Annotated in this window: 11 protein-coding genes; 7 read left to right on the forward strand and 4 right to left on the reverse strand. The window is 74.7% G+C overall.

The annotated features are described in order from the left end of the window. Positions 1-1,166: 1,166 nt before the first annotated feature. Positions 1,167-2,555 carry an MFS transporter gene (locus BU198_RS19385; RefSeq protein WP_188295153.1) on the forward strand — a complete coding sequence of 463 codons (1,389 nt, stop codon included), beginning with the start codon at positions 1,167-1,169 and terminating at the stop codon, positions 2,553-2,555. A gap of 82 nt (positions 2,556-2,637) precedes the next feature. Here BU198_RS19385 and BU198_RS19390 read toward each other — a convergent pair whose 3' ends face one another. Together BU198_RS19390 and BU198_RS19395 are read right to left on the reverse strand one after the other, a co-directional pair. Further along, positions 2,638-3,603, reverse strand: coding sequence for a hypothetical protein (locus tag BU198_RS19390; protein WP_188298133.1), 966 nt, complete (start codon positions 3,601-3,603; stop codon positions 2,638-2,640). Between the two features lie 160 nt (positions 3,604-3,763). Then, entirely contained in the window at positions 3,764-4,252 is a 489-nt protein-coding gene (locus BU198_RS19395; protein ID WP_188295405.1) for an NUDIX hydrolase, read from the reverse strand. Positions 4,253-4,400: 148 nt separating this feature from the next. Between BU198_RS19395 and BU198_RS19400 the strand changes: the two genes are divergently transcribed. Beyond that, complete coding sequence (locus tag BU198_RS19400) at positions 4,401-5,504, forward strand: NADH:flavin oxidoreductase/NADH oxidase (protein WP_188295404.1); 1,104 nt, start codon at positions 4,401-4,403, stop codon at positions 5,502-5,504. Between the two features lie 35 nt (positions 5,505-5,539). On the opposite strand, the gene BU198_RS19405 is transcribed toward BU198_RS19400, so the two are convergent. Next, positions 5,540-6,139: a hypothetical protein gene (locus BU198_RS19405; RefSeq protein ID WP_188295403.1), complete on the reverse strand. Its 600-nt coding sequence runs from the start codon at positions 6,137-6,139 to the stop codon at positions 5,540-5,542. Between the two features lie 275 nt (positions 6,140-6,414). On the opposite strand from BU198_RS19405, the gene BU198_RS19410 reads away from it, so the two are divergent. The 3 genes from BU198_RS19410 to BU198_RS19420 all read left to right on the forward strand — a co-directional run bounded on the left by BU198_RS19410 (position 6,415) and on the right by BU198_RS19420 (position 8,087). After that, on the forward strand, positions 6,415-6,840 hold the full coding sequence (locus BU198_RS19410; protein ID WP_223243895.1) for a carboxymuconolactone decarboxylase family protein: 426 nt from the start codon (positions 6,415-6,417) through the stop codon (positions 6,838-6,840). Between the two features lie 185 nt (positions 6,841-7,025). Then, the gene (locus BU198_RS19415) at positions 7,026-7,400 is read left to right on the forward strand and encodes a hypothetical protein (protein WP_188295402.1); all 375 of its coding nucleotides are present in this window, start codon (positions 7,026-7,028) and stop codon (positions 7,398-7,400) included. Positions 7,401-7,526: 126 nt separating this feature from the next. After that, complete coding sequence (locus tag BU198_RS19420) at positions 7,527-8,087, forward strand: hypothetical protein (RefSeq protein WP_188295401.1); 561 nt, start codon at positions 7,527-7,529, stop codon at positions 8,085-8,087. A 26-nt stretch (positions 8,088-8,113) separates the two neighbouring features. On the opposite strand, the gene BU198_RS19425 is transcribed toward BU198_RS19420, so the two are convergent. Next, positions 8,114-8,902 carry a hypothetical protein gene (locus BU198_RS19425; protein ID WP_188295400.1) on the reverse strand — a complete coding sequence of 263 codons (789 nt, stop codon included), beginning with the start codon at positions 8,900-8,902 and terminating at the stop codon, positions 8,114-8,116. 499 nt (positions 8,903-9,401) lie between these two features. On the opposite strand from BU198_RS19425, the gene BU198_RS19430 reads away from it, so the two are divergent. After that, complete coding sequence (locus BU198_RS19430; RefSeq protein ID WP_188295399.1) at positions 9,402-9,923, forward strand: hypothetical protein; 522 nt, start codon at positions 9,402-9,404, stop codon at positions 9,921-9,923. Positions 9,924-10,022: 99 nt separating this feature from the next. Then, on the forward strand, positions 10,023-10,679 hold the full coding sequence (locus tag BU198_RS19435) for a maleylpyruvate isomerase N-terminal domain-containing protein (RefSeq protein ID WP_188295398.1): 657 nt from the start codon (positions 10,023-10,025) through the stop codon (positions 10,677-10,679). Positions 10,680-10,986 lie beyond the last annotated feature (307 nt).

Raw genomic sequence — 10,986 nt, forward strand, 5'->3', positions numbered from 1 at the left:
GAGCGCGCCCAGCCCGCGGGTGCGGGTGCGGGTGCGGTGGCCGGCGGGCGCGGGCGCCGTGGTGGCGGCGGGTGGGGGTGACATGTGGGGCTCTCCTCGTACGGCGGCGGGCTGGGGTCTTCCGGCGGCGTGCGGGGCGCCGGATCGGCCGTTCGCCCGCGGACGGTGCAACCCGGGGGCGTGTCCTCCCAGGTCGCAGGAAGCCAACCGTGCACGGACGACCTCCAGTGCACGGCCCGGTGAACCGGCCCGCTCCGGGCCGCGAACAGGAGACGGGATCCGGCGGGCGGATCCGGTGGGAAAGCTGACGTACCGCCATGAAGCGGACGGGGCCCGGCCGCTGCGCCCACCCAGCTCGTCGAGGCCCGCGGCGGGAACGTCACTCGCGAGGCGCTGGTGCGGCGCACCGGCGAGCTGTTCGGCCTCGTCCTGGGCGGGCGGCCCACCCCGCGGGTCACCGGCCGCTCCCCGCCGGCCGGGGTGCAGGGCGGGGTGGTGATCCTGCTGACCACCGGGTCCGACGGCCACCTGGAGGCGGCCTGGACGCGGACCTCGCCCGGCCGGGGATCACGGCGGGGCTCGCGGCGGGCTTCACGGCGAGCCTCACGGTGGGCTTCGCGGCGGGCTGATCCCGGCCTCGCGGCGGACCTCACCACAGGCTTCACGGCGGGCTGATCCCGGCGGCGGACCTCACGACAGGCTTCACGACAGACTCCACAGCGGCCCGATCCGGGCCTCACGGCGGGCTCACAACCGGCCGCCCGCGGGCCCCGGGTGACGCCTCGGCGGTGACACAGCGGGACCGTTCCCGTACGCACGGACACGGCCCCGCTGTGGGAAGGCCCACAGTTCCGGGGCCGCCTGGGCCACTTGGTGAGAAGGGTCACCTCCGGCGCCCGTTCGCGGCCCCCGGCGGCGAGGGCCCCCGGCAGGACTGGCCGAACGCCGTTTCGGCACGGGCGAAGGGCCCGTCCGCTTCGGGACCTTGGTCATGAGTCCGGTCGACCTTCGGCCCGGTGGCGGCCCCATGGAGCCGGGGCAACCGTGGACGGTCGCCCGTTGTGACCGGGCGGTGGCGCCGTCCGAGGTGGGCGGCGTCTTTCCCTGCCGTCTACCCGGCGCACGGTGCGCAGTGCGCGCCGTACGCTCCGGAGGACCCCCAGCACATGTCCCAGACCATCGACAACGCCCCGTATACCGCGTTCCACCGTCGGCTGGCCCTCGCCTGTTCGGGCGGACCCCTGCTCGACGGCTACATCCTGAGCATCGTCGGCGTCGCCCTGATCGGGATGCGCCCTGAGCTCGGGCTGTCCACCGCCGAGGTCAGCCTGATCGGCGCCGCCGCGCTGGTCGGCATGTTCGTCGGCGGCGCGCTCTTCGGCGTGCTGACCGACAAGATCGGCCGGGAGGTGATGTACACCGCCGACCTGCTCGTGATGGTCGCCTGCTCGGTGCTCTCCTTCTGGGTGGACACGGTGTGGGCGATCGCCGTGCTGCGCTTCGTGCTCGGCATGGCCGTGGCCGCCGACTACCCCATCGCCACCTCACTGCTCGCCGAGTGGCTGCCGTCCAAGCAGCGCGGCCGGCTCCTCGGGCAGCAGATCATCGCCTGGTACGCCGGCTCCGTGCTCGCCTACGTGGTGGGCTACCTGTTCCTGGAGCTGGCCGGCCCGGGCAGCTGGCGCTGGATGCTGGCGAGTTCCACGGTGCTGTGCGTGGTGTTCCTGGTGATCCGCCGCGGCTCGCCGGAGTCGCCGCGCTGGCTGGCCGCCAACGGGCGGGTCGGCGACGCGGTGCGCGTGGTCGAGAAGCACCTCGGGGTCAAGGTCGACGGCCGGGAGCTGATGCCCGAACCGGCCGAGCGCGGCGCTCCCACCGGACTGCGCCTGCTGATGACCCCGCCCTACCGGCGCCGCACCCTGTTCTGCGGACTGTTCTTCCTGTGCCAGGTCGCCCCGCTGTTCGCGATGCTCACCTTCGGCCCGCAGATCCTCTCCTCCTTCGGCATGCCGGGCGGCACCGTGATGGAGACCCTCGGCACCGGCCTGATCAGCCTGGTCTTCCTGCTCGGCTGCTACCCGGCGCTGCGCCTGATCGACACCCGCGGCCGCCGGCCCGTCATCATCTGGTCCTTCGCGCTGATGACCGTGCCGCTCGCGCTGCTGGGCGTGTGGCCCACCGCCCCGGCCGCCGTCGCCCTGCTGGCGCTGTGCGCGTACGCGTTCCTGTGCGGCGGGCCCAACGTGCTCGACTGGACCTACCCCAACGAGCTGTTCCCCACCGAGATCCGGGCCACCGCCGTGGGCGTGGCCACCTCGGTCAGCCGGATCGGCGCGGCCGTCGGCACCTACCTGCTGCCGCTGTCGCTGACCGGGCTCGGCACCGGCCCGACCATGCTGATCGCCGCCGGGGTCACCGCCCTCGGCCTGCTGGTCTGCGTCCTGTGGGCCGAGGAGACCCGGGGCACCGCCCTCGGCGCCGCCCCCGCCTCCGCCGCCCAGCGCACCGCCCGGGGCTCCGTCCCGGCCCAGCGCGTGCCGCAGACGGCGCGCTGACAGCGCGCTGACAGCCGGTTCACGACCGCCGTGTACGGCTTCGACGGCGCCGCCCGGTTCTCCCGGGCGGCGCCGTCCGGCATCACGGGGCGCCTGCTCCTGCTCCTGCTCCCAACAGGCCTTCCAGGGTCACCTGGTAGGCCCTCCACATGGGCTCCACGCCGCACCAGGCGTACGGCGGCAGGGGGTCGTCGCGCTCGGCCTGCGCGGGCAGCCGCCCGGTGACGGGGGCGGCCAGGTGTCTGCCGTGATGGGCGAGGTGGGTCCAGTAGCCGACGGCGAGCGGTGCGGCGGCCACGCCCGCGGGCGTGGGCCAGGGCTCACCGGTCTGCGGGTGGCGCGGCACCACGGCGATGTCCGGGAGCGGGCCGGGCAGGGCCAGGCCAGGTCCGGCCAGGGCCGCGCGCCTGGCGGGGCGTCCGGCCGCGTACCCCGGCGGGAGCATCCGGTCGCACGGGGCCCGGAAGGCGTCCGCGAGCGGGCCGCGGAAGGCGTCGGCGAGCGGGCCGTCGGGGACGGTGACGGGCGCGCCGTCCGCGGCGGCGACCAGGTGGGCGAGCGTCACCGCCAGCTCCGCCTCCCAGCGCGGCGCCCACCGCCCCCCGGAGTCCCGGAGCTCGGCGGCGCACCACCACCGGGTGAGCGCGGCCCAGTCGGCGACCGGACGGGCGGGGCCTGCGGTCGCGGGGCGCACCGCCTCCGGCTCCAGCCAGGTGGCCTGCCACAGCGAGCAGGCGTCGACCCTGGTCGCCACCTTCCGGCCGCAGCCGGCGCAGGTGACGTTCGGGCCGTTGCGGCCGTCGATGCCGCAGCAGGCGCCGTTCTCGCGCCGCTGGACGAGGGCGGTGCCGTAGGCGTCGCCGGGCGCGATCACGATGGAGCGGGCCGCCCAGGCTGGGTGTTCCTCGACGGCGTAGGTGCCCGACTCCATCAGGACGGGCATGGGGTAGCCGTTGCCGTAGTGGAGGCCGGCGTAGGCCGGGTACGGGACCCGCGACAGCGGTGCGGTCAGCGCGTTCCCGCACCCCCGGCACTCGAAGACCTCCACGCACTCCCCCGTTCCGGCGCTCCGGTGTCGCGGCGCCGATGGGTGAGTATCGCGGGCCCGGCGGGCGGGGCCAACGGGTTTTCCGCCGGCCCCGCTCCCCCCGGCTCCCGCTTACCCCGGGCCCGCTTCCCCCGGCCCGTTCCCTCATGCCCCGGAACGGTCAGGCCAGGTCGCCGCGTTCGCGCAGCAGGGGCAGCAGGTGGTCGCGGACGGCGGGGGCCAGACACAGGGTGTCGTCGCGGCCGTCGGTCCAGCGCAGGTCGGCGAGTTCGGCGGCGGGGGCGGGCTCGCGGTCCAGGCCGGCGGTGAAGACGGTCATCAGCATGGGGACGCCTTCGAGGGCGGCGGTGGCGCGGATGTCGGTGAGGTGGCGGGGGCCGACCGGGGCCGCGCCGAGTTCCTCGCGCAGTTCGCGGGTCAGGGCCGCCAGGGCGTCCTCGCCGGGGTCGGGCTTGCCGCCGGGGAGGTAGAAGACCTCGGGGGCGGCCTGCTTGCTGACGACCAGGAGCCTGCCGTCCCGGATGATCGCGGCGGCGGCCACGGTGAGCGGGGCGGCCTCGGTGGCTGCGGCGGCTTCGGCAGTCGGGGTGGCTTCGGCGGTCGGGGTGGCCTCGGCGGCCTGGGTGCTGGTGGCTGCGGGGTCGATCATGGATGGGATTGTCGCAGGTGGGAGGGTGTTCCGGCGGGACACCCTTGCAAGTGTCTGCACGTGCAACTATTGTTCACGAATGTAGATGCAGCTGCAAAAGTTGCATGATCGCCTCTTCGCCCTGGCGCCGACCCTCCGGGAGTCCGACATGAGCACCTCTCTCTTCACCCCGCTCACCCTGCGGGCCCTGACCGTCCCCAACCGGATCTGGATGCCGGCGATGTGCCAGTACAGCGCCGTCCCGGACGGGGACGCGGCCGGCGTCCCGACCGACTGGCACTTCACCCACCTCGCGGCCCGCGCCGCCGGCGGCACCGGGCTGATCATCACGGAGGCCACCGCGGTCAGCCCCGAGGGGCGCATCAGCCCGTACGACCTCGGCATCTGGAACGACGAGCAGGCCGCGGCCTTCCGCCGGATCACCTCCTTCCTGAAGAGCCAGGGCACCGTCCCGGCGATCCAGCTCGCCCACGCCGGCCGCAAGGGCTCCACCGAGCGCACCTGGGTCGACCGGGGCCGCCCGGTCGCCCCCGGCGAGGAGCACGGCTGGACGCCGGTCGGCCCCAGCGCCGAGGCCTTCTCCCCCGCCCACACCACCCCGGAGGAGCTGACCGAGGAGCAGATCGGCGAGATCGTGCGGCAGTTCGCCGACGCCGCCCGGCGCGCGCTCGACGCCGGCTTCCAGGTCGCCGAGGTCCACGGCGCCCACGGCTACCTGGTCCACCAGTTCCTCTCCCCCGCGGCCAACCGCCGCACCGACGGCTACGGCGGCTCCTTCGAGGGCCGCATCCGCTTCGCGCTGGAGGTCGTCGACGCCGTCCGCTCGGTGTGGCCCGAGGACCTGCCGGTCTTCTTCCGCGTCTCCGCGACCGACTGGATCACCGAGAACCCGGAGGACGGCCGCGAGGGCTGGACCTCCCGGGACACCGTCCGCCTCGCCAAGGAACTCCGGGCCCACGGCGTCGACCTGCTCGACGTCTCCACCGGCGGCATCGTCCCCGACGCCCGGATCGAGGCCGCGCCCGGCTTCCAGGTGCCCTTCGCCGAGGCCGTCCGCCGCGAGACCGACCTGCCGGTGGCCGCCGTCGGCCTGATCACCGACCCCGCCCAGGCCCAGGCCGTCCTCACCGACGGCCACGCCGACGCCGTGCTGATCGGCCGCGAACTGCTGCGCGACCCCTACTGGGCCCGCCGCGCCGCCGCCGAACTCGGCGGCGAGGTCGCCACGCCCCTCCCGTACCACCGCGCCTGACACCAGCTCCGCCCCGCGCGGGCGCCTGGGGCGACTCAGGCGCCCGGCCGCCCCGAGCCGTCGACGCCACCGGCATCGGCGGTTTCGGCGTCGGCGTCGGTTTCAACGGTTTCAACGGTTTCAACGAATTCGGCGGATTCGGCGGATTCGGCGGATTCGGCGGATTCGGCGTCGCTCAAGTCCTCCACCCTCAGCGGCCGTTGCCCGTCGAACACGACCGCGAGGCCGTAGGGGTCGCAGATGGGCAGGCGGCCCTCGGCGAAATGCAGGTGCCACTCGTCGAGGTAGAAGGTGAGCTGCGGGAGATCCAGCGGAAAGTCCGCGACGGGCAGGCCGCGGAAGGGCCGCGCCTCCGCTTCGGTGAGACCGAAGAAGGCCGGGTCGGCCTCCACCGCCTCGCGCACGAAGCGGAGCCCCGCCTCCAGGTAGTGGTCGACCCTGCCGAGCACCTCGCCGACCAGGGGCAGATCGGCCCGGTCGAGGTCGTCGGTGCCTTCGAGCAGGATGGTGGCCTCGACGGGCGCGCCGTACAGCGCGCTCCTCGGCGCCTCGGCCACGCTCCAGACCCTCAGCCCGTCCGGCCCCCGGCCGGGGAGCAGCTCTCCGATGCCACTGCGGAAGACGTTCGGGGCCACGGCGGCTCCCTCTCACGAAACTCGGGGCGGGACGGGACGGGACGGACAACGCTACCCCGGAGCCCGCCCGCCCCTTCTGACGGTGCGCCCACAGGAAATCTTTCAGCTCCGCCCGGTGAGGTGACCCCACTTCCGGGCATTCCGGCCGCAAATCTTCCTGCGAAGGCGGGGCAGAGTGTCGGACTTGAGGTGGAGCGCACTCCAAGTCCTACGGTTCTGCCGTGGTCGCCGCCGCCGGTGGCCGGCGACCGGAAGACGGATGAGGAGCAGCGCAGATGACCATGCCCACGAACGAGGCCGAGGCCCGCCAGGAGCGTTTCGAGCGCGGGCTGGAGGTGCTGGAGCGGATCGACGGCGAGGTCGGACGCCGGGTCGTGGACGCACTGGGCGACGTCAGCCCCGAACTCGGGCACCAGGTGGTCGCCTGGGGGTTCGGGGAGATCTACAGCCGCCCCGGGCTCCCGCCGCGCGAGCGGCAGTTGGTCACCCTGGGCATGCTCACCGCCCTCGGCGGCTGCGAGCCGCAGCTGGAGGTCCACGTCAACGCCTCACTGAACGTCGGGCTCACCCCGCAGGAGATCGTCGAGGCCCTGCTGCACTCCGCCGTCTACTGCGGCTTCCCGAAGGCCCTCAACGCCACCTTCACCGCCAGGAAGGTCTTCGCCGAACGCGGCCTCCTCCCGCTCACGCCGGACCGGTGAGTCCCGTCATCCGATCGCCGCTCCTGGACACCGCCGGGGAGGTTCCGGTGAAGGGACTTCCGAGGGCGTGCCGCTGAAGCACCCGGGCCGGGCCCGGACGCGCGCCTTCCGGGAACCACCGCGTGCCGCCGGGTGTCCTTGTGGAGATGGACGACCGTTCGGGGACAAGCCGTATACCGGGCTGCTTGGTGGCCCTCGTCGGACTGGCCGGAGGGGCCGGCTCGTGGGCGCTCTCGGACGCGGCTCGCAGGTACTGCGGCTCGTACCAGGACGAGTACGTGGACTGGGGTGGTGTCCGGCCCTACGAACTCCCCCTGTCCGTGGCCGCGGGAGGCGCCGTCGCACTCGCCGCCTACCGGGCCGCCTGGATCCTTGCCCGGCGGCCGGGCCGCAGGAGGATCTCCTCACTGGTTCCTGTCGCCGTCGCGCTGTTCGCGCTCCTCGCGATGACCTGGTGCCAGTTCGCCTGGATCGGCACCGTTCCCGGAACGGTCAGCGACAGCGGTCTCTGTCCGGCCGGCAACGTCCCCGGCTGGTGGCCCCGCTGGATCCCCGCCTGAAGACGCGTCGGGTGTGACGCCTTCCCGTTGCCGGTCGCGGGGCCGGGCACACGGGTGGTCAGACCCCTGTGCTGTACTACGTGCTCTTCCGTGTACACCCCGCATCACCTCCGGAGTCACCCCTCGATGAACGTCACCTGCCCGACGTGCGCCGCGGCGGACGAGACCGTCGCCGTGCGCAACGCCCTGCTGGACTCCGACCGGCCCCTCGACCCGCCGACGCGGGAACTGCTGTCGATGCCGTCCGAGCCCGGGGGCACGACCGGGGCCGCGATCACCCTCTTCGTCCTGGCCGGCCTGTTCGGCCTGCTGGGACTGCGTGGGCTGTTCTCCGGCGACGGCGGCGGCAGCTCCGACATGGCGTACCAACTCGGCTACCGCTACGGCGCGTTCCTGCTCGCCGCGATCCTGCTGGGCATCGGGCTCACGGTCCATTCCGACCACCGGAGCCGCCGCGGTGACACGGCCGGCCAGTGGCCGCGGACCTACGACCAGTGGCAGAAGCTCCACCAGGTGTGGCGGGCGACCTGGCTGTGCCGGCGCTGCCGCGCCGTGTTCCTCCCCGCGGCCGCGCTGCGCCCCGACTTCGCCGCCTCGGCCGCGGTGCCTGTGGCGCAGTTCCCGCAGTGGGCGGAGACCATCACGCGACAGGAGGACCGCCCCGGCGCCCCGTCCACGTCGGGCTGACCTCTACCCCGGCCACCGGCCCGGCCTCACTGCCCGGCGTGCGGCCGGGCGAGTCCGGCTCCGACCCTCGTCAGCATCTGGCCGAGGAGGTGGAGGGCCCGTGCCCGCGTCGGCACTCCGCGCGCCGTTCCCGTCCAGTAGGCGTCGGTGAACCTCTCGGTCGCCGTGAGGATCCGGTCCTCGTCCCTGGCGGCAAGCACGAGGACGAACCGCACGTAGTCGCCGAGGTCGGTGCCCAGGGGGTGCCGGCTCGTGAAGCCGTGCAGGCGCGCTCCCAGCGCGGGCAGGGTGCGCTCCGTCGGGAAGACCACGGCGAGAGCGGCGAGTGCGAGGCGGACCGCGGGGCATTCGGCCGGCCAGCGGGCCAGCAGGCCCGGCGTGCAGGACCGGACCGCGATGCGGGCCCGGGCCTCGCTGTCGGCGTCAGCATGCCGCGGCCCGGGCGGCCGGCTCGCGGCGAGGTGGCGCTCCCCCACGGTGGCGGCGCTGAAGAGCAGGTGCACCATCTCGAACCGGTGCCGGGCGGGCACCCGGTCGTCGACGGCCAGGGCCGCGATCAGCCCGAGCCCGTCCGCGGTGCCGGGCCAGCAGGTGTCCTGGTGGAGGATCTCGTTGTAGAAGTCACCGAGGAAGCCCCGCTCGTCCCAGGAGGGATCGGCCCCGTGGGCGAACAGCATCGCCGCCTGGGGCGGCCTGCGGCCCGGCAGCCGGTCGGCGATGACATCCCGGAAGAGCCGCCGGATCGGCGGGCCGGAGGCGATCGCGTCGTGCGGGGGCTCGTACCGGTTCCGCCCGGATTCGGCGTGCGTGTCCATGACCCGCGCAGCCTACGGCAGCTCGGACCGGCGCAGTTCGGGCCGGCCGGCTGCGGGCCGGGAGCCCGTCCCTGCGCGAGCTGGAGACCCGCGCGGTGCGGGGCGCGGTGAGCCACCTGCCGCGCAGCACCCTGCACGGGGTGCTGGCAGGTAAACGGGACTGCACCGAGCGGGTGCTGATCGAGTTCGTCCGGGCCTGCGGGGTGGGCCCGGCAGAGGAGACCGAGTGGGTCGCGGCCCTGCGGCGCACCGGCGGAGCGCCGCTCTCTCCGCCCGACGTCCACCACCAACTCGCCGAGGCCACGCGGAGATCCTCCGCCTGCGCCGGGCCCTCGACGGCCGCACGCGCCGGAAGTCGGCCCGGCCGACTTCCGGTGCGGCGACGGGAAGTCGGGGTTACGACGGCGGCGGTGGGCGGGCTCGCGGAGGAGGACTTCGCGCGGCCGTCGGGACGTGCGGGCCTTGTCCCCTCCTCCCGGCCGCCCGCACACTGGTCCGCATGGGGGACGCGTCATGGCTGTTCGCCGCCATCACCGGTGTGACGGCCGTCGGCGCGAGCTGGACCACCGGCCGCCTGTCGGCCCGGTCCGCCCGTCACACAGCGGAACTGGACGCCGGCGAACGCCGCGGTGAGCACACCCGGCAGGCCCGGCGCACCGCCTACATGGAGTTCATCGCCTGCGTGCACACCATGGGGACCCTGCACGGCAGCGCGATGTCGCTCTTCCGCGGCACGACCCACCCGGAATGGCACACCGCGCTCTCCGGGATCCACGAGGAGCTGCGCGAGAACTACCACCGCCGGTTCCTCCCCGCGCTCGACATCGTGTGTCTGGAAGGGCCCGACGATGTCGCCGAAGCCGCACTGGCCGTGGTTCCCGCCTCGACCACGGTCTTCGGTCTCGTGGAGGACATCCTGCGCGGAGCCGGCGATCCGCAGGACCTTCCGGCCGGCTGCGCGCGCCTCTGGGATGCCGTACGGACCTTCACGGGTGCGGCCCGACGCGCCCTGAACGCGTAGGGCGCTTCCCTGGCCGATGGGCCGACCGGGCCGACTTCCCGTGCGGCGAGGGGCAGTTGCCGCGGCGGGTTGCGGCGGGGGTGGTGGTAGCTTGCGCGCGTGGGGCTCTTCGGACGGTCGTGGGCGGCGTTGCGGGCGGCGGTGGACGGGCTCGCGGAGGAGGACTTCGCGCGGCCGTCGGGGTGTGCGGGCTGGCTGGTGCGGGATCTGGTGTGCCATCTGGTGGTCGACGCGCAGGACGTGCTGATCACGCTGGTGACCCCGTCCCCCGCGGCGGCGACCCGCGACGCCGCCTCGTACTGGGAGGTCCACCCGCGGCCGCCGGACGGGCAGGACCCGCTGGCCGCGCTGACCGTACGGCTGGCCGCCGCGTACGGGGACCCGGCGCTGCTGCGCTTCCACCTGGACGACGTCGGCTCCGCGGCCGGACGGGCCGCCGCCCTCGCCGATCCGCACCTGCGGGTGGCCACCCAGGGGCAGGTGCTGACCGTCGCCGACTACCTGGACGCGTACGTGCTGGAGTGGACGCTGCACCACCTGGACCTGGTCGCGCACCTGCCGCACGTGCCCGGCCCGCCCGCCGAGGGGCCGGCCGCGGCGCGGCGGCTGCTGGAGCGGATCGCCGGGGCCCCGTTCCCCGCCGACCTGCCCGACGCGGACGCGCTGCTGGTCGGCACCGGGCGGCGGCCCACGACGGAGGCCGAGCGGGCGGGACTCGGGGTGCTCGGGGCGAAGGTGCCGCTGTTCCTCGGGTGAGCGGGCCAGGTGAGCCGCCCCGGGTGAGCCGCCGTGGCCCGAGGCCTACCCCTGCGGGGGGGCGGCGGAGCGGCTGCCGACGGCCCGCGGCGGAGGACCGGTTCCGGACCCGGCTGCCCGGGTCCCCGGCTACGGCACCGGCATGTACGGCTCCGCGGACGGGCGGCGCCGGTTCTCGGCGCCGGTGACCTTCTACGACGACTCGGACCCGGCAGGACCTCGTCCACGGCGGCACCCGCACCGGCCCCAGCCGAGCGGCCCGAGCCGAACGGCCGGAGCCCGCCTCACACGCCGGGGCCCCCGCCCG

The organism is Streptomyces sp. CBMA156, from assembly GCF_014596515.1.
GTDB lineage: Bacteria > Actinomycetota > Actinomycetes > Streptomycetales > Streptomycetaceae > Kitasatospora.